The organism is Rhizobium sp. N122 (assembly GCF_002211295.1).
Classification (GTDB): domain Bacteria; phylum Pseudomonadota; class Alphaproteobacteria; order Rhizobiales; family Rhizobiaceae; genus Rhizobium.
Genome location: NZ_LOKU01000043.1, coordinates 1 through 16,758 on the forward strand (window position 1 = coordinate 1; position 16,758 = coordinate 16,758).

Consider the following 16,758-nt stretch of genomic DNA (forward strand, 5'->3'; position numbering starts at 1 on the left):
CGGCCCAGGTTCCGGGCACCGCGATCTTCCTGACCAGCGATCCGGAATCGGCGCCTGCCGCCTTGCTGCACAATCTCAAGCACAACCATGTGCTTCACGACCGCAACGTCATCCTGACGATCCGCACCGTCAACAAGCCGCGCGTGGCGAGCCAGGACCGCTACAAGGTCGAGCAGATTTCCGAGCGCTTCTCCCGCGTCGAGCTGCTGTTCGGCTTCATGGAATCGCAGAATGTTTCGCAGGCCCTGGCGACGCTGCGCAAGACCGGACTGAAGTTCGACATCATGTCGACCTCCTTCTATCTCGGCCGCCGCAAGCTGGTGCCGGACGCCAAGTCTGGCATGCCTTACTGGCAGGACCGGCTCTACATCGCCCTTGCCAACGCCGCCGCCAACCCCTCGGACTACTTCCGCCTGCCGGCTAACCGCGTGGTGGAACTGGGGTCGCATGTGATTATTTGACGGGTGGGTCAAAGGCCCCGCCCCAAACCCCTCCCCACAAGGGGGAGGGGACTTTGCAAGGGCGCAGACACTCAGCATTTTTCAGCCACATTAGAACATGCAGAACTACGCATAGCCACATTCCGGCACGCCCCGTTAACCCAACGTCAAGGTTAATGAGAGATTTTCGATGGAATGTTCCCGCGTTCCATTGCCGGAGTTGGTGTTGCGTCGAAAGAGCTCTTCCCGTAGCAAGCTGCGTCTTTTTCCCGAGAATTGGGTGTCGCCCGCTATCTTCGGGCTCACCGGCTGGCTGATCTTCCCGAGCGTCGCGTCTCATGCCGATCTCGCCGCCATGCTGGCCGGTCTCGACCGGAAGGGGGAGAACTGGCGCATGGTGCTGACCAATTCGCCGGCCGGCTCCATTCATCAGGCCGAACTGGCTTTCGCCGATCCTGACGTGACGGGCTCGGTCTTGTCGGGCGCCGGCATGGTGCTGCCGGATGGCCGCAAGGTCGCTTTCTCTGCCATGGATAAGGACACTGCCGAGGACAAGGGTACCGCCAAGGACAAGAGCCAGGAGGACACGCCCGACGAGGATCGTGTCAACCGCGGCGCCAAGAAGGGCCGGGTCGTCGCTGTCGAGAAGATGCAGCCGCCGAAGGATTTTTCCGCCGGCTCGATCCTCGAGCGCACGAAGATGCTGTTTACCCCGAGCTTCGATCTCAAGGACCGCTCGGCCTTCGTCAAGCCGAAGATCCAGGGCAAAGAAATCGAGATCGCCACATCTTTCTATAGGAAGCAGCCGGTGGTGACCGATCGTGGCGTGCCGGCCATGTTGGCAAGCCTCGTCACCAGCGACACGGCCGATGTTCTTGCCACTGCTTATGGGCCGGCGGCACCCGACTATTCCCGCCAGTCACCCTTTGATTCGATCCTGACCGAGCAGAACAACGGCCGCTTCGTGCCGGAGATCGGTCCGCGCGACCATGCATGGGCCGCCAGCATCTTGGCGCCGAGCGTCTTTTCCGCCCGCGAACAGCAGTGCCTTGCCTCCGGCATTTATTTCGAAGCACGCGGAGAATCGGTGAAGGGCCAGGCCGCCGTCGCCCAGGTCATCCTTAACCGCGTCCGCAATCCCGCCTATCCGAAAACCATCTGCGGGGTCGTCTACCAGAACGAGGATTGGCGCAACCGCTGCCAGTTTTCCTTCGCCTGCGACAGCATCAAGGACAGGGTGAACTCCGAATATCACTGGCGGATGGCCCGCGATGTGGCGATGGCGGTGACATCAGGCAAGATCTGGCTGCCGCAGGTGGGCTCGGCGACTCATTACCATGCCGTCTATGTCAGACCGAAATGGGCAAAGACCATGGAGAAGGTCGGCCGTATCGGTCTCCACGTCTTCTATCGCACCTATGGCGGCGGCTGGAGCTGAGATAAATCGCTTGGGCAAGCCGATTTGCCGGGCTTAAAAGCGGATTCTTTCCATCGAATTTAACAGATCGGCCATAAATCGGCCTATCTATTTGATTTGGTGTCGTTATTTTCTGGCTGGACAGAAGCTGCCTACGCCTTGACTATACCAATCCCTAAAACTATGTTGCGCGCGACTTCAGAACGGGCCGGAAGGGTTTCAACCTTCGCGTCCGGGGTCCGAATGACCGGGGTAGCGGGAGTGCGGGCGACGGGCAGGCGAGGAGAGATCCATGGCGGACGACCGCGAAGAAAGTCTTGAGAAGCGCCGTGCGCAACTGGAAGCGAAACTCGCGACCAAGCGCGTGGAGGCGAAAGTGGAAGAGGCAAGCGAAGCCCGTTCCGAGGTAAGCCGCAAAGGTTATGCCCAGGCGATGAAGCTTTCCAGCGAGTTCATTTCCGCAATCGTCGTCGGCGCCGTCCTTGGCTATGTCTTCGACCGTTTTGTTGGCACGGCGCCTTGGGGGATGATTGTTCTTCTGCTTCTCGGATTCTGTGCCGGCGTTCTGAACGTGCTGCGTTCTGCGGGGGTGGTGGCCCATCCCCTGGACGACAAGGACGGCAAGAAATAAGGACCGGTTCCCGGTCCAGTGCAATGACCCCGCGTCCTGCGGGCCAAAGAGAGAGAACAAGCGGTGTCTAACGATCCGACTCATCAGTTCCTGATCCATAAGATTGTGCCGATCGAAATCGGCGGAATTGATTTTTCGTTCACCAATGCATCGCTTTTCATGGCCGCTTCGGCTGCCGTTGCCGTCGGCTTCCTCTATTTCGCCACCTCGAATCGCGCCATCGTTCCGGGCCGTTCGCAGTCGATTGCGGAAATGTCCTATGAATTCATCGCCAACATGCTGAAGGAAGGCGCCGGCAAGCAGGGAATGAAATTCTTCCCGCTGGTCTTCTCGCTCTTCATGTTCGTGCTGACGGCGAACCTGCTCGGCATGTTCCCGTATTTCTTCACGGTGACGAGCCAGATCATCGTTACCTTCGCCCTCGCTTTGCTCGTCATCGGCACCGTCGTCGTCTACGGCTTCTATAAGCATGGCTTCGGCTTCCTCAATCTCTTCGTGCCGCACGGCGTGCCGGGCGCGCTGCTGCCGCTGGTGGTGGCGATCGAAATCATCTCCTTCCTGTCGCGTCCGATTTCGCTCTCGGTTCGTCTCTTCGCCAACATGCTCGCCGGTCACATTACCCTCAAGGTGTTCGCAGGCTTCGTCGCCTCGCTCGGAACCCTGGGTGCTCTCGGCGTCGGCGGTGCCGTTCTTCCCCTCATCATGACCGTCGCCCTGACCGGTCTCGAGTTCCTCGTCGCCTTCCTTCAGGCTTACGTCTTTGCGGTGCTGACTTGCATGTACCTCAACGACGCAATCCATCCGGGCGGGCACTAAGGATAACGACATCGACGTCTCCAGGGCGTCAGTCATTCGCCGCAACAACCATTTCAAAGGAGTTCAACATGGAAGCGGAAGCAGCAAAGTACATCGGTGCAGGCCTGGCTTGCTTTGGTATGGCCGGTACGGCTCTCGGCCTCGGCAATATTTTCGGCAGCTACCTCTCCGGCGCACTGCGCAATCCGTCTGCCGCTGACAGCCAGTTCGGCCGTCTGGTATTCGGCTTCGCCGTTACGGAAGCTCTGGGCATCTTCTCGCTGCTCATCGCTCTCCTCCTCCTCTTCGCCGTCTGATATCGGTGAATAGATGGATCACGGCCTGCGACCGCAAGCCGTGATCCTTTGCATTTGCAGTCCACCTGGAGGTGAGCATGTTTTTTGTGACCCCGGCTTACGCTGAAGAAGCACCGGCGGCAGCGACGGGTACGGATGCGCATGCCGCTCCGGCCGCAGGCGAGGTCCATACCGAGACTGGTGTTGCCGGAGGCGAACACGCCCGCGGCCCTTTCCCGCCTTTCGATTCGACGACCTTCGCATCCCAGCTGCTCTGGCTGGTGATCACGTTCGGCGTCTTCTATTTGCTCATGCAAAAGGTCATCGCGCCGCGCATCGGGACGATCCTCGATCAGCGTCACACGCGCATCTCCCAGGATCTGGAAGAAGCCGGCCGCCTGAAGGCGGAAGCCGACGCTGCCGTCCAGACCTATGAAGGTGAACTGGCCGCTGCCCGCGCCAAGTCCAACGCGATCGGCGCCGCTGCCCGCGACGCCGCCAAAGCCAAGGCTGAGGAAGATCGCCGCGCTGTCGAGGCAAGCCTGTCTGAAAAGATCAAGGCTGCCGAGCTCCGCATCGGCGAGATCAAGGCCAAGGCTTTCGCCGACGTCGGCACTATTGCCGAGGAAACCGCGGCTGCCGTGGTCGATCAGCTGATCGGCGGCTCCGTCGCCAAGGCCGATGTCGCCGCTGCCGTTGCAGCCGCCAAGAAGGAGGCGTGATCGATGGAATTTGCCTTTGACGCGACTTTCTTCGCCTTTGTCGGCCTCGTCCTGTTCCTGGCGCTGGTCGTTTACCTGAAGGTTCCGGGCATGATGGCGCGCTCCCTCGACGACCGCGCCGACCAGATCCGCAACGAACTGGCTGAAGCCAAGCGCCTGCGCGAGGAGGCCCAGCACCTGCTCGCCGAATACCAGCGCAAGCGCAAGGAAGCGGAAGCCGAAGCGGCCCATATCGTTGCCGCCGCCGAGCGCGAAGCCGAAATGCTGACCACTGAAGCAAAGAAGAAGACGGAAGAATTCGTCGCCAACCGCACGGCGCTTTCCGAGCAGAAGATCAAGCAGGCAGAGGCCGAGGCGATGAAGGCGGTCCGTTCCGCCGCCGTCGATCTCGCAATCGCTGCCGCTGAAACGGTGCTCGTCAAGCAGGCTGATGCCAAGGTCCAGTCCGAGCTCTTCGGCAATGCCGTCGGCCAGGTCAAGACGCGGCTCAACTGAGCGGTATCGAATGGAATTGGAAAGGCCGGGCATGTCCCGGCCTTTTCTTGTTGATGGTTCTTTTTATGAAATCCGAGCCGTGCGCGCGCCGGCTTGAAGACTGCCCCTCACCCTAACCCTCTCCCCGTAAACGGGGCGAGGGGACGTGCCCTGCGAGAGGTGGGTGAGGGCCGAGAGGTTGCGGCATATCCCTTCGCCCCGTTTACGGGGAGAAGGTGCCGGCAGGCGGATGAGGGGCAGGCTCTCGGCGCCAGAGCGCAAAGACCATTTCGTTGCCGCAGACCTATTCCGAAATCAGTTCGTCCATCTCAGGACCGCCCTCGACCTTGCGCAGCGGCCGAAAGCTCATCCGGTGCAGGGAGCAGGGGCCGAGCTTTTCGATGCCGGCGCGGTGCTGCGCCGTGCCGTAGCCGACATGGGCGGCAAAGCCGTAATCCGGAAAGACGTGATGCGCGCGCGCCATCATCCGGTCGCGTGTGACCTTGGCGACGATCGAGGCGGCGGCGATCGAGACCGAGCGGGCATCGCCCTTGACGACAGCCTGCCCGGGGCAATCGAGGCCGGGCGGCACGTCGAGCCCGTCGGTCAGCACGTAGCTTGCCGGTATGGCGAGGCTGCAGATGGCGCGACGCATGGCGTCGAGACTCGCTTTGCGGATATCCGTCTCGTCGATGCGCGTCGAGCTGGAGGAGGCGATCGAAACCGTGGCGGTCGCCAGGATCTGCGCGAACAGTTCCTCGCGCCGCTGCGCCGAAAGCTGCTTGGAATCGTTCAGACCCTCCGGGATGCGCTTTGGGTCGAGGATGACGGCGGCCGCGACAACAGGCCCGGCCAGCGGCCCCCGGCCTGCCTCGTCGGCGCCGGCGACCGGCCAGTGGCCGGCCTTGCGGGCCTTGAGCTCCAGCCGGAAGTCCGGCACCAGGGGAGCCGCTTGGAAAAGCTGGGGAGAATCGGGTGGCGTGCGAGGTCTCATGCGGCTGAACCTCGCACGCCAACCCGATTGCCCGCAAGTCCCCGATCAGGGCGGCGGTCGGGGACCGGGTCCGGCGGATGGTGGCGGTCGGTGCCATCCGCGGGAATTGCGCTCGGGGCTCGAAAACAGGGCGGTTTTTCTGAGCAGCCGATGCGCAAGCTTCAAGCAATTCCTGGAAAAGCGCGGCACCATTTTCCATCCGGAATTGCGCAAAAAGTCAAAAAAACAATTCCAGGAAAACTGCGGCGCGGTTTTCCCCAGGCAAAGCGCGAAGCGCTTTTGCCAAGAATTGCTTAAAGAACAAAGCCTAGAGCAGCGACAGCTGCACGCCGCTGCCATCCGGCGGCACGAACAGATCGTCGCGCAGCGGCATGCCGCGCCGCGTCAGGCCGAAACGCCTGGCGGCCATTTCAAAGCGCCGGGCGATCTGCCAGGCATAGGGACCGGCGCCCTTCATGCGCTTGCCGAATTCGGCATCGTAATCCTTGCCGCCGCGCATCGAGCGCACCAGCGACATCACATGCCGGTAGCGATCGGGATAATGCTGCAGCAGCCAGTCGCGGAAGAGCGGGCTGACCTCGAGCGGCAGTCTCAGGATGACATAGCTCGCCTCGGCGGCGCCGGCCGCCTTGGCCGATTCGAGGATGCGCTCCAGCTCATGATCGTTCAGCGCCGGGATCAGCGGCGCAGCCATCACAGCCGTTTGGATGCCCGCTTCCGACAGCGTGTGAATGGTCTCCAGCCGCCGCGGCGGCGTCGCGGCGCGCGGTTCCATCGTCCGGGCAAGCTTGCGGTCGAGCGTGGTCACGGAGATACCGACACGCACCAGGTTCTTCGCCGCCATCTCCTGCAGAATGTCGAGATCGCGCAGGATCATCGCTGACTTGGTGACGATCGAGACCGGATGATTCGCCTTGTTCAACACCTCGAGAATGCCGCGCATGATGCGCCATTCCTTCTCGACCGGCTGATAGGGGTCGGTATTGGTTCCGATCGCGATCGCCCGCGCCTTGTAACCCGGCTTGGCAAGTTCGCGCTCCAGCAGTTTTGCCGCATCCGGCTTGGCAAACAGCTTCGTCTCGAAATCGAGCCCCGCCGAAAGACCCATATAGGCATGCGTCGGCCGGGCGAAACAATAGATGCAGCCATGCTCGCAGCCGCGATAGGGATTGATCGAACGGTCGAAGCCGATGTCGGGCGATTCGTTGCGGGTGATGGCCGTGCGCGGTTTCTCGATCTGCACGTCCGTCTTGAACGGCGGAAGCTCTTCCAGCGTCTGCCAGCCGTCGTCGAAGGTCTCGCGCTGGAGCGCCTCGAACCGTCCTGACGGGTTCAATCCCGCCCCGCGCCCGCGGCGCCGGTCGACCTCGATCCTCAGGCCGGAGGACACGATCATCGCATCGGCAATATCTGCCGTATTGGCAGGCGCGAATGCGGCCTGCCCTGCCAGGGACTGCTCTCTCATCGGATTCTCCCGCGGCAAAAGCCATCGCTTCCGCCCGTTTTGATGATTAAATTCCTATCCGCAAAATAAGAACAATGCAAGAACAAAATACGGAAAACGCCGCTGGCAAAAATTTGTGCGGCGCATTATGAATGACCAATGTTGACGGTTGTTCTCGAATGCCGGGATCAGGAATCTGAGCTGGCCCAAACTCTATCGGTATTGGTGGCAGGTGCCGTGGAGGGGCTCGTCAGCGATGTGATCGTGCTCGATCATGGATCGCGCGACGGCACCTCGCGGGTCGCCGACGCCGCCGGCTGCCGGTTTCTTTTACAATGGGATATCAAGGACATCCTCCGCTCCGCCCGCGGAGAATGGCTGCTCTTTATCGAGCCGGGCGCCCGGCCCCAGGCCGGCTGGATCGACGAGATCGCCGAATATATGGCGCTCAACAAGCTGCCGGCGCGCTTCAGCGCCTCGCGTGGCTATCGGCGCCCGTTTTTCCAGCGCGTCGGCCGGGCGACGCCGCCGCTGGAGCTCGGTCTGCTGATGCCGAAGAACCAGGCGCTCGCCGCCGCCCAAAGCGGCATGGCCCTTGCCGAATTCGCCAAGGGTCAGAAGCCGCGCAAGCTGGCCAGTGAATTGATTCCTTCCTGGGTGGCGCGCGTTGCTCGGTAAGCTTTCCGTCATCCACGGCTGGCCGGTTCGGACCGCCCAAAAACCCTCCCCACAAGGGGGAGGGACTAAGATGCCGCACCGCTTCACATAAACTCTATCGTATCAATCCGGTGAACGGTAACAGCCAGCAAGTCCTCTGCTTTTGGTCGCCGCCGGACACCACAGCTTAGCCCCTCCCCCTTGTGGGGAGGGGTTGGGGAGGGGTTTTCACCAGGTGAAACATCCTCCATCATCGCGCAAAGATGGCGCCCAATAGGATTTCGCGCTATAATTCACCCATGGCGCCGTCGAAGCGCCTCGCTTCGCAACGGATGGCCATGAATGCCGGTGGACGGCAGAACAGGTCGGCGACAATCTCCTCTTCTGCCGGGTTCCCGGCGAAAGGAGGTGCGTCATGGTACGCAATATGGTTTACGGCCTGCTGGCGGTCATATTGCCGACATTGGTGATCGCGCATCCGCATTCGGCAGCATCGCAGACGATGCTCAGTTGCGCAGGCCGATCCGATGTCGTCAATTTCCTCGACAAGAACTTCGCTGAAAAGCTGACAGCGGTCGGACTGGTCAACCAGAACGCCGTTCTCGAGGTCTATGCCGCCGAAAGCGGAACCTGGACACTCGTCGTCACGGATGTCCACGGCATCAGCTGCATCCTGCTGTCGGGTGACAGCTGGGAAACGATGCCGGCTCTGCCGGGCCTTGCCACCTAGCGGGCCGGGTTAGGCCGCCTATTTTGTCGCGCCGCGCTTAAGATGCTCGTCCAGGCGCGGCATGATCTCGACGAAATTGCAGGGAACGCTGCGGTAGTCGAGCTGCCCTTTCAGAATGCCGTCCCAGGCATCCCGGCAGGCGCCGGGCGAGCCCGGCAGCGCAAAGATGAAAGTGGCGTTGGCGACGCCGGCCGTGGCGCGAGACTGGATCGTCGCCGTGCCGATCTTCTCATAGGAAATACGGTGGAAGACGGCGGAAAAGCCATCCATGCGCTTTTCGAACAAAGGCTCCAGCGCCTCGGGCGTCACATCGCGGCCGGTAAATCCGGTGCCGCCTGTGGTGATGACGACGTCGATCTCATCCCGCTCGGTCCAGGCCTTCACCCGTGCGGCGATTTTTTCGCGGTCGTCCGGCTCGATCGCGCGGTCGATCAGCCGGTGGCCTGCTTCCGCGATCCGCTCTGCCAGTGTGTCGCCTGACTTGTCCGTCTCCGGCGTGCGCGTATCCGAGACGGTGAGGATCGCAATGCCGACGGCGATGAAGGGCCGCTTTTCGTCCAGTCCTGCCATCACTTGCCTCCCGAAACGGTTTCCGTCGCCTGGAAATACCAGTCGGGCCGCTCGTCGTGAAGAGCTGTCGCCGCATCTTGCGCCGCCGCCATGCTCGCAAAGATGCCGAAACAGGTGGCGCCGGAGCCGGACATGCGGGTGAACAAAGCGCCGCGCGCCCGCAGCATCGCCGAGATGACCGCAATCTCCGGCATCAGCTCGCGCGCCGGCGGCTCCAGGTCGTTGCGGGCAGCAGCTATCACGTCAAGCCAGTCGGCACTCCCGGCAAGAGCCGGAGCGAGGCTCAGAGCCGGATTGTTCTTTGCCGCCAGCCGGCGGAAAACCTCGGGTGTCGACACCCCTTTCAACGGATTGGCGAGCACCATGGCAAAGGCCGGCAGATCAGGCACGGCTGCGATCTCTTCGCCGATGCCGCGGGCAATCAGCGGCCGGCTCTCAAGACACATCGGCACATCGGCGCCGAGCTGCAGCGCCATGCCGGCGAGCGCCTCCGGTGGCAGGCTCATGCCCCAGAGCCGCATCAGCCCGCGCAGCGCCGCGGCCGCATCGGCCGAGCCGCCGCCGATGCCGGCGGCAACAGGCAGGTTCTTTTCCAGGTGGATATGGACGGGGAAGGCGAGGGCGCCGACCGCCTCGCGCAAGAGATCGCGTGCCCGCAGCACCAGATTGGTGCCGCCATCGCCGGCAAGCGTCTCGCCGAAACGGCCCGACAGGGTGAAGGCGTCGGCCTGTGACGGCAGGAAGCCCAGCCGGTCGCCGCAATCGGCGAAGGTCACCAGCATATCGAGCAGATGATAGCCATCTGCCCGCTGGCCCGTCACATGCAAAGCGAGGTTGATCTTCGCGCGCGCCGCTTCCATGACGCCGAAGCATGATGCCGAAAAGTGTGAGCGGTTTTCGGATGACATCATGCTTTATTTCTTGAATTCACCCTCGGCGAGGCCCTCTTCAGGCATGCTCGTCAGGATTTCTTGTCGACCGGCGGCGGGGTGACGGGCGCCGGATCCGGCTGCTTCTTGTCGGCCGCCTTGGCGTCGTCGCTGACGGCAGGCAGGCCATTGGCGACCTTGTCCTTGATCTTCGGGATCTCGGCAGCCTCAGGTTCGGAGGCAAGCGCCCGGTTCCACTGATAGACGGCCTCGAGCTTGCGGCCGACGCGCCAGTAGGCGTCGCCGAGATGGTCGTTGATCGTCGCGTCGCCGGCCTTGATCTGGGCCGCCCGCTCCAGCTCGTCGACGGCGTCGTCGAAACGGTTGAGGCGGAAATAGGCCCAGCCGAGCGAATCGATGATGTAGCCATCGTCGGGGCGAAGGTCGACGGCCTTCTTGATCATGGCGAGGCCTTCGTCGAGGTTGCGGTTCATGTCGATCCAGGAATAGCCGAGATAGTTCAGCACCTGCGGCTGGTCGGGATTGAGTTCCAGCGCCTTGCGGAAATTCGGCTCCGCCTGGTCCCACTTCTTCAGCCGCTCATAGGCAATGCCCCGTTGGAAGAAGACGCTCCAGTTGGCACGGCCGGCAATGGGACCGATCGCTTCGACCGCCTTGTCGTAATTGGCGGCCATCGCCTCGTAGTCCTTGGCGTCGGAGAGCACGCTGCCATAGGCGAGGTAGCTGCGGATATCCTTCGGGTCGGAGGCGATCAGCGCCTGCAGGTGTTTGCGTGCCTCGTCCACCTTGCCGCCCTGGGCAAGGGCGAGGCCGAGCTGCAGCTCGGAGATGCGCCGCATCGGCGAATTCTCCGGCACCTTCTTGTAGAGCGCGATGGCGCGGTCCATCTGGTTCTGCTTCTCGGCGATGCCGCCGAGCAGCACCAGCGTATCGGCGCTGTTCGGGTCGAGCGCATTGGCGGTCTGCAGGTAAAGCGAAACGATGTCCTCGGCGCCGTCGCGGTTCAGCGCGCCGCCGACCGAAAACAGCACGCCGGCAGCGCCTTCTTCGGCCGTCTTGACCTGCTGCTCCTGTTTCTCATCCTTTTCGATACTGTCGCGCAGCGCGTTCAGCGGCGCATAGTTCGGCAGCAGATTGTCGCCGACGGAAACGGCGTCGAGCGCCTTCTGCTTGTTGCCTTGTGCCGCTTCGAGGCGGGCAAGCGCCATCACCGCGCGCATGAAGGTATCGGGCGCCGTCGCCCCGCCTTCCTTGTCGAGCACGGCATCGTTCAGATGCTTTCGGGCGGATTTCACGTCGCCGGTGGCGATGGCGATGGCGCCGGCATTGTAATTCTGGAAGATGCGGACCCAGTCCGGCCCCTTCATCTTCTCGACCATGGCAAGCGCCTCCTTGCCGCGGCCGGCGCCGACGCGGGCCCAGGCGAGCAGCAGGTCGTTCATCATCCGGTCGAGATCGTTCGGCCCCTTATATTTCAGGATGGCCTCGGCGCTCTTGTAGTCGTCGCGGCGCATGGCATCCATGCCGCGCACGATCGTGGTGATGCGCTCGACGGAAGGATCGCCCTTCAGGTCGTTGGCATATTTGACACCTTCCTTGATGTCGCCGTTGAGCAGCAGCGAGATCATCAGCCGCTGGCGGATCTCGGGATTGCCGGGCTCGATCTGCAGCGCCTTCTCATAGAGTTCGATCGCCGTTTCATAGTCGTGATCGACATCGGCGGTGCGCGCCGCAAGGAAGGCGCCGGAGAAGGTGGTAACGCTATCGGCATTGAAGCTATCGGTCTTCTCCGCATCGCCCGGCTTGGCCGCATCCTCGGCATTCACGCCGCCGACACCGCTGAGCGAAAGGACAGCGGCAAGCGCTGCGCTCGTAAGAAGACGGATGGCAAATCTCTGCCGCATTAGGAAACCTTTCTTCGACAGCGTCCCGACAATGGTGCCGGTCGCAAAAATCAGTTGTGCTCACTGATTCACAACAGGATGGCTTTTTTGAAGCGCCGCCGCAAGAAATTCAGCCTGCGATCAAGGACGTTTGATCAATTGACGCGCTCGATACAGAAGTCGATCACTTCCATCAGGGAGGATTTCCATACCGTATCGGGAAGAGGCGCAAGCGCGTCCCTTGCGATCGTGCCGTAATGGATCGCCCGGCCGATCGTGTCGGCAAGCGTGCCGTATTTGGTGATCAGTCCCAGCGCTTTTTCGAGGTTGGCGTCGGTGCTGTTGCCGGCTTCGATCGCATCACGCCAGAAGGCGCGCTCGTCCTCGGTACCGCGGCGATAGGCAAGGATGACGGGCAGGGTGATCTTGCCTTCGCGGAAATCGTCGCCGACATTCTTGCCGAGATCGGCGGCCTTGCCGCCGTAGTCGAGCGCGTCGTCGACCAGCTGGAAGGCGAGCCCCAGATTCATGCCGTAGGATTTCAGCGCGTTGCGGCCGGATTTGCCGGCTTCGGCGACGATCGGCCCGACTTCCGCGGCGGCGGCAAACAGTGCCGCCGTCTTGGCGCGGATGACGGAGAGATAATCGTCCTCGGTCGTCTCCATGTTCTTGGCGACGGAAAGCTGCAGCACTTCGCCTTCGGCGATGATGCAGGCGGCGGAAGACAGGACGTCGAGCGCATCGAGCGAGCCGACATCGACCATCATGCGGAAGGCCTGACCGAGCAGGAAGTCGCCGACCAGCACGCTTGCCTGGTTGCCCCAGATCATCCGCGCCGTCGATTTGCCGCGGCGCAGGTCGCTTTCGTCGACGACATCGTCATGCAGCAGCGTTGCCGTGTGCATGAACTCGACCGAGGTGGCGAGCTTGATGTGGTTTTCGCCGCGATAGTCGAACAGCGAGGCGGCCGCCAGCGTCAGCATCGGCCGCAGCCGTTTGCCGCCTGAGGAGATCAGATGGTTCGCCACTTCGGGGATCATCTGCACGTCGGAGCCGGCCTTGGACAGAATGAGCTGGTTCACCCGCTCCATATCCGCCCTGGTGAGATCGACCAATGGCTTGATGGATGCCAGTTTGTTTTTGCTTTCTTCAAGCGGTATCACCACGCCCAACGACCCGGACTCCTGTTCATTCTTTGCATCTGACAATAGAAAGGGGCGATGGACGCGGCAAGGGGTGAATTGTCGCGCAGGGCGAAATTGGAAGGAAAACGACGGCAAATGCATGAACTTATCCGCGCCAACGACCCCGTTCTGCTGTCCTTTGCCGAGAGCTTGATGAAGGATGCCGGAATTCACTGCTTCATCGCCGATCAGGGCATGAGCGTGCTGGAAGGTTCGCTCGGCATGCTGCCGCGCCGCCTGCTGGTGGATGAGGAGATGGCCGATCGGGCCCGCCGCATCCTGATCGACGCCGGTCTCGGCGGCGAATTGCGCGACAGGACGTGAGCGGGGATGACCGGCGAGCCTGGCCAAACCATCGATGCCTTTCATCGCGGCGCCTTCCACCTGGTGCAGCCGAAGGGCAGGGGCCATCGCGCCGGCATGGATGCGATGCTGCTGGCCGCTCTCGTTGCCGATGATCGCGCCGTCAGGGTCGCCGATCTCGGCGCCGGTGCCGGTGCGGCCGGTCTGGCCGTCGCCTCGCGGCTTGCCGATGCTGAGGTGGTGCTGTTCGAGCGGTCGGCCGAAATGGCCGATTATGCCCGCCGCAGCATTCTCCTGCCGGAAAATGCCCATCTTGCCGCCCGCCTCAGTGTCGTCGAGGCCGATGTGACGCTGACCGCCAAGGCACGCAACGATGCCGGCCTCATCGATGAGAGTTTCCACCACGTCATCATGAACCCGCCCTTCAACGACGCCGGCGACCGGCGCACGCCCGATGCGCTGAAGGCCGAGGCCCATGCGATGACTGACGGTCTGTTTGAAAGCTGGATCCGCACGGCGGGCGCGATCATGATCCCCGGCGGGCAATTGTCGCTGATCGCCAGACCCGAATCGATCGCCGAGATCGTTACCGCCTGCGGACGGCGCTTCGGAGGCATCGAAATCACCGCCATCCATCCGCGCCCCGGTGAAAGCGCCGTGCGTATCCTGGTGACGGGTATCAAGGGCTCGCGGGCGCGGCTGTCGCTACGCGCGGCCCTCATCATGCATGAAGAGGGCAGCCACAAGTTCTCCCCTCTCGTCGATGATTTCAACAATGGCCGGGCGGCCTATGCCAGGCTTCGATCCCCAGCAGCTAGAGCATGATGCCGAAAAGTGTGAGCGGTTTTCCGACGACATCATGCTCAACTCTTTAATTTAGAACAGGATTCAGATTTTAGGCCGCCGGGCCTAAAATCATCCTGTTCTAGCCGGTGACGAAGTCGAAGAGCAGCTTGACGTTCAGCCCGGCAATCACCACCGCGATCAGATAGGCGATGCCGCTCAGCCAGCGGGGTGCCACGAGTTCGCCCATCTTGGCCTTGCTGGCGGTGAACATCACCAGCGGGAAGACGGCGAAGGAAAGCTGCAGGCTGAGCACCACCTGGGTGAGGATCAAAAGCTCGGCCGTGCCCTTGTCGCCATACCAGATGGTAACGATTGCCGCCGGCACGATGGCGATGGCGCGGGTGATCAGTCGGCGCATCCACGGCTTCAGCCGGATCTTCAGGAAGCCTTCCATGACGATCTGGCCGGCCAGCGTTGCCGTCACCGTCGAGTTGAGGCCGCAGCAGAGAAGCGCGATACCGAACAGCGTCGGCGCGATGGCGAGACCGAGCAGCGGCGACAGCAGCGAATAGGCGTCGCCGAGTTCGACGACATCGGTCTTGCCATGCGCATTGAAGGCGGCTGCCGCCAGGATCAGGATCGAGGCGTTGATCAGCAGCGCGAAGCAGAGTGCCACCGTCGAGTCGATCGTCGCATAGGTCAGCGCCTCCTTCTTTTCGGGAACGGTGTGGCCATAGGCCCGCGTCTGGACGATGCCGGAGTGAAGGTAGAGATTGTGCGGCATGACGGTCGCGCCGAGAATGCCGAGCGCCAGATAGAGCATCTCCGGATTGGTGACGATCTCGGTCGTCGGGAAGAAGCCAGTGACGACGGCGCCCCATTGCGGGTCGGCAAGCAGGATCTGCACGCCGAAGCAGACCGCGATGACGCCGAGCAGCGCGATGATGAAGGCCTCGACCCAGCGGAAGCCGAGCTTCTGCAGGAAGAGAATGACGAAGACATCGAGCGCGGTGATCAGCACGCCGAGTTCGAGCGGGATGCCCATCAAGAGGTTGAGACCGATCGCCGTGCCGATCACCTCGGCGATATCGGTGGCGATGATGGCGATTTCGGCAAAGGCCCAGAGCGGCACCGAAACCCATTTCGGAAAGGCGTCGCGGCAGGCCTGCGCGAGGTCGCGGCCCGAGGCGATCGCCAGCCGGGCGCAGAGCGATTGCAGCACGATCGCCATCAGGTTGGAAAGCAGCGCCACGGTGAGCAGCGCATAGCCGAATTTCGAGCCGCCGGCGAGCGAGGTCGCCCAATTGCCGGGGTCCATGTAGCCGACGGCGACCATATAGCCCGGCCCGGCGAAAGCCGCCGCCCGCCGCCATCTGGAGCTGTGACGTCCGGTTCCGACGGTGCGGTAGACGTCCGATAGCGACGCCTCGCCGCGTTCGTGCCGCCAGCCGCTTGTGGCATTCGGGTTCAGGGCGTCCATGCGATTTCCACCTGTTTATCTCAACTGCACTATGCCGGATTAGAATGATAATGCAAGTCATTCGCAACAACAAAATCCATCCGATGTTTTAAGGCCTAATGTTTTCGAGAACGCGGCCATTGCGTTTGTCGTTCCAGCGCATACATGGATGCCGATCGCGGATTGACGATCGGGACGACCCGAAACGAAGGATTGGAAATGGCCGGATTGTTGAGAAAGCTGCTGCCGAAACGGTTCCGCAAGGACGGCATCACCATTCCGGTCGTCCGGCTGCAAGGGGCGATCGTCAGCGGCGGCGGCCCGTTTCGGCCGGCCCTCAATCTCGCCAATGTCGCCCCGGTTCTGGAAAAGGCCTTCGCCATGAAGGATGCGCCGGCGGTCGCCATCTCGATCAATTCACCGGGCGGCTCGCCCGTCCAGTCCCGGCTGATCTTCACCCGCATTCGCGAGCTCGCCCGCGAGAAGCAGAAGAAGGTGCTGGTCTTCGTCGAGGACGTCGCCGCCTCAGGCGGTTATATGATTGCGCTCGCCGGCGACGAGATTATTGCCGACGCCACCTCGATCGTCGGTTCGATCGGCGTCGTCTCCGGCGGTTTCGGTTTTCCCGAACTCCTGAAGAAGATCGGTGTCGAGCGCCGTGTCTATACCGCCGGCGAAAACAAGGTGATCCTCGATCCGTTCCAGCCGGAAAAGGAAAAGGACATCGAATATCTGAAGAGCCTGCAGCTCGAAATCCATCAGGTCTTCATCTCGATGGTGCGGGAGCGCCGCGCCGGCAAGCTGAGGGACGATGCCGCGGTCTTCTCGGGCCTGTTCTGGAGCGGCACCCGCGGCCTCGAACTCGGCCTCGTCGACGGTCTCGGCGACATGCGCCAGGAGTTGAAGCGGCGTTACGGCCAGAAGACCAAGCTGGAGCTCGTCACCGCAGGCCGCGGCCTGTTCGGCCGCCGAATTCCGGGTGTGTCGCCGGTTTCGTTCGAAGCGGCGGCATCGGGTCTTGCGACAGGGCTTGTCGAAGCGGCCGAAGAAAGAGCATTGTGGAGCCGTTTCGGGCTTTGAGGG

The 16,758-nt window shown here is 62.3% G+C and carries 20 protein-coding genes; 13 read left to right on the forward strand and 7 right to left on the reverse strand.

The window, feature by feature from the left end; genetic code table 11:
- From ATY75_RS24515 to ATY75_RS24545, 7 genes are all read left to right on the forward strand, one after another.
- A partial coding sequence (locus ATY75_RS24515; protein ID WP_190241417.1) for a KUP/HAK/KT family potassium transporter occupies positions 1–461 on the forward strand: 461 nt, incomplete at its 5' end.
- Positions 462–630: 169 nt separating this feature from the next.
- Positions 631–1,878 (forward strand): cell wall hydrolase, encoded by a 1,248-nt coding sequence (locus tag ATY75_RS24520; RefSeq protein ID WP_088939547.1) that lies wholly within the window; start codon positions 631–633, stop codon positions 1,876–1,878.
- Positions 1,879–2,149: 271 nt separating this feature from the next.
- Positions 2,150–2,488 carry an AtpZ/AtpI family protein gene (locus ATY75_RS24525; protein WP_064836985.1) on the forward strand — a complete coding sequence of 113 codons (339 nt, stop codon included), beginning with the start codon at positions 2,150–2,152 and terminating at the stop codon, positions 2,486–2,488.
- Between the two features lie 63 nt (positions 2,489–2,551).
- Positions 2,552–3,304, forward strand: a complete 753-nt coding sequence (locus ATY75_RS24530; protein ID WP_064836987.1) for a F0F1 ATP synthase subunit A — start codon at positions 2,552–2,554, stop codon at positions 3,302–3,304.
- A gap of 68 nt (positions 3,305–3,372) precedes the next feature.
- The gene (locus tag ATY75_RS24535) at positions 3,373–3,600 is read left to right on the forward strand and encodes a F0F1 ATP synthase subunit C (RefSeq protein WP_007632966.1); all 228 of its coding nucleotides are present in this window, start codon (positions 3,373–3,375) and stop codon (positions 3,598–3,600) included.
- Between the two features lie 77 nt (positions 3,601–3,677).
- Positions 3,678–4,301, forward strand: a complete 624-nt coding sequence (locus tag ATY75_RS24540) for a F0F1 ATP synthase subunit B (RefSeq protein ID WP_088939548.1) — start codon at positions 3,678–3,680, stop codon at positions 4,299–4,301.
- 3 nt (positions 4,302–4,304) lie between these two features.
- Complete coding sequence (locus ATY75_RS24545) at positions 4,305–4,796, forward strand: F0F1 ATP synthase subunit B (RefSeq protein WP_064836991.1); 492 nt, start codon at positions 4,305–4,307, stop codon at positions 4,794–4,796.
- 283 nt (positions 4,797–5,079) lie between these two features.
- Here ATY75_RS24545 and ATY75_RS24550 read toward each other — a convergent pair whose 3' ends face one another.
- Positions 5,080–5,769: a ribonuclease HII gene (locus ATY75_RS24550; protein ID WP_064836993.1), complete on the reverse strand. Its 690-nt coding sequence runs from the start codon at positions 5,767–5,769 to the stop codon at positions 5,080–5,082.
- Positions 5,770–5,919: 150 nt separating this feature from the next.
- Between ATY75_RS24550 and ATY75_RS34730 the strand changes: the two genes are divergently transcribed.
- The gene (locus ATY75_RS34730) at positions 5,920–6,066 is read left to right on the forward strand and encodes a hypothetical protein (protein ID WP_190241418.1); all 147 of its coding nucleotides are present in this window, start codon (positions 5,920–5,922) and stop codon (positions 6,064–6,066) included.
- 10 nt (positions 6,067–6,076) lie between these two features.
- Here ATY75_RS34730 and ATY75_RS24555 read toward each other — a convergent pair whose 3' ends face one another.
- A complete protein-coding gene (locus tag ATY75_RS24555; RefSeq protein ID WP_088939549.1) occupies positions 6,077–7,234 on the reverse strand; it encodes a PA0069 family radical SAM protein in 1,158 nt (385 codons plus the stop codon).
- A 138-nt stretch (positions 7,235–7,372) separates the two neighbouring features.
- Here ATY75_RS24555 and ATY75_RS24560 point away from each other — a divergent pair, with 138 nt between their 5' ends.
- Positions 7,373–7,891: a glycosyl transferase gene (locus tag ATY75_RS24560; RefSeq protein ID WP_088939550.1), complete on the forward strand. Its 519-nt coding sequence runs from the start codon at positions 7,373–7,375 to the stop codon at positions 7,889–7,891.
- A 394-nt stretch (positions 7,892–8,285) separates the two neighbouring features.
- Positions 8,286–8,600 (forward strand): hypothetical protein, encoded by a 315-nt coding sequence (locus ATY75_RS24565; protein WP_088939551.1) that lies wholly within the window; start codon positions 8,286–8,288, stop codon positions 8,598–8,600.
- A gap of 18 nt (positions 8,601–8,618) precedes the next feature.
- On the opposite strand, the gene moaB is transcribed toward ATY75_RS24565, so the two are convergent.
- The 4 genes from moaB to ATY75_RS24585 form a co-directional block, all read right to left on the reverse strand.
- Positions 8,619–9,170: a molybdenum cofactor biosynthesis protein B gene (gene moaB / locus ATY75_RS24570; RefSeq protein WP_088939552.1), complete on the reverse strand. Its 552-nt coding sequence runs from the start codon at positions 9,168–9,170 to the stop codon at positions 8,619–8,621.
- Complete coding sequence (locus ATY75_RS24575) at positions 9,170–10,081, reverse strand: 4-(cytidine 5'-diphospho)-2-C-methyl-D-erythritol kinase (RefSeq protein ID WP_088939553.1); 912 nt, start codon at positions 10,079–10,081, stop codon at positions 9,170–9,172. Before ATY75_RS24575 ends, moaB begins: the two co-directional genes overlap by 1 nt.
- Before the next feature lie 50 nt (positions 10,082–10,131).
- Complete coding sequence (locus tag ATY75_RS24580; RefSeq protein WP_064837005.1) at positions 10,132–11,964, reverse strand: tetratricopeptide repeat protein; 1,833 nt, start codon at positions 11,962–11,964, stop codon at positions 10,132–10,134.
- A 134-nt stretch (positions 11,965–12,098) separates the two neighbouring features.
- Entirely contained in the window at positions 12,099–13,115 is a 1,017-nt protein-coding gene (locus tag ATY75_RS24585; RefSeq protein ID WP_064837007.1) for a polyprenyl synthetase family protein, read from the reverse strand.
- Positions 13,116–13,223: 108 nt separating this feature from the next.
- Between ATY75_RS24585 and ATY75_RS24590 the strand changes: the two genes are divergently transcribed.
- Both ATY75_RS24590 and ATY75_RS24595 read left to right on the forward strand, forming a co-directional pair.
- Positions 13,224–13,451, forward strand: coding sequence for a DUF2007 domain-containing protein (locus ATY75_RS24590; protein WP_088939554.1), 228 nt, complete (start codon positions 13,224–13,226; stop codon positions 13,449–13,451).
- Positions 13,452–13,457: 6 nt separating this feature from the next.
- Entirely contained in the window at positions 13,458–14,255 is a 798-nt protein-coding gene (locus ATY75_RS24595; protein WP_088939555.1) for a methyltransferase, read from the forward strand.
- Between the two features lie 100 nt (positions 14,256–14,355).
- Here the strand turns inward: ATY75_RS24595 and ATY75_RS24600 are convergent, their stop codons facing one another.
- Positions 14,356–15,696 carry an Nramp family divalent metal transporter gene (locus ATY75_RS24600; RefSeq protein WP_064837011.1) on the reverse strand — a complete coding sequence of 447 codons (1,341 nt, stop codon included), beginning with the start codon at positions 15,694–15,696 and terminating at the stop codon, positions 14,356–14,358.
- A gap of 198 nt (positions 15,697–15,894) precedes the next feature.
- On the opposite strand from ATY75_RS24600, the gene ATY75_RS24605 reads away from it, so the two are divergent.
- A complete protein-coding gene (locus tag ATY75_RS24605; RefSeq protein WP_088939563.1) occupies positions 15,895–16,755 on the forward strand; it encodes a S49 family peptidase in 861 nt (286 codons plus the stop codon).
- Positions 16,756–16,758 lie beyond the last annotated feature (3 nt).

Coding starts and splice junctions, on each gene's coding strand:
- ATY75_RS24520 (WP_088939547.1), top strand. CDS start 631: ATGGAATGTTCCCGCGTTCCATTGCCGGAGTTGGTGTTGCGTCGAAAG.
- ATY75_RS24525 (WP_064836985.1), top strand. CDS start 2,150: ATGGCGGACGACCGCGAAGAAAGTCTTGAGAAGCGCCGTGCGCAACTG.
- ATY75_RS24535 (WP_007632966.1), top strand. CDS start 3,373: ATGGAAGCGGAAGCAGCAAAGTACATCGGTGCAGGCCTGGCTTGCTTT.
- ATY75_RS24540 (WP_088939548.1), top strand. CDS start 3,678: ATGTTTTTTGTGACCCCGGCTTACGCTGAAGAAGCACCGGCGGCAGCG.
- ATY75_RS24545 (WP_064836991.1), top strand. CDS start 4,305: ATGGAATTTGCCTTTGACGCGACTTTCTTCGCCTTTGTCGGCCTCGTC.
- ATY75_RS24550 (WP_064836993.1), bottom strand. CDS start 5,769: ATGAGACCTCGCACGCCACCCGATTCTCCCCAGCTTTTCCAAGCGGCT.
- ATY75_RS34730 (WP_190241418.1), top strand. CDS start 5,920: ATGCGCAAGCTTCAAGCAATTCCTGGAAAAGCGCGGCACCATTTTCCA.
- ATY75_RS24555 (WP_088939549.1), bottom strand. CDS start 7,234: ATGAGAGAGCAGTCCCTGGCAGGGCAGGCCGCATTCGCGCCTGCCAAT.
- ATY75_RS24560 (WP_088939550.1), top strand. CDS start 7,373: ATGTTGACGGTTGTTCTCGAATGCCGGGATCAGGAATCTGAGCTGGCC.
- ATY75_RS24565 (WP_088939551.1), top strand. CDS start 8,286: ATGGTACGCAATATGGTTTACGGCCTGCTGGCGGTCATATTGCCGACA.
- moaB (WP_088939552.1), bottom strand. CDS start 9,170: ATGGCAGGACTGGACGAAAAGCGGCCCTTCATCGCCGTCGGCATTGCG.
- ATY75_RS24575 (WP_088939553.1), bottom strand. CDS start 10,081: ATGATGTCATCCGAAAACCGCTCACACTTTTCGGCATCATGCTTCGGC.
- ATY75_RS24580 (WP_064837005.1), bottom strand. CDS start 11,964: ATGCGGCAGAGATTTGCCATCCGTCTTCTTACGAGCGCAGCGCTTGCC.
- ATY75_RS24590 (WP_088939554.1), top strand. CDS start 13,224: ATGCATGAACTTATCCGCGCCAACGACCCCGTTCTGCTGTCCTTTGCC.
- ATY75_RS24595 (WP_088939555.1), top strand. CDS start 13,458: ATGACCGGCGAGCCTGGCCAAACCATCGATGCCTTTCATCGCGGCGCC.
- ATY75_RS24600 (WP_064837011.1), bottom strand. CDS start 15,696: ATGGACGCCCTGAACCCGAATGCCACAAGCGGCTGGCGGCACGAACGC.
- ATY75_RS24605 (WP_088939563.1), top strand. CDS start 15,895: ATGGCCGGATTGTTGAGAAAGCTGCTGCCGAAACGGTTCCGCAAGGAC.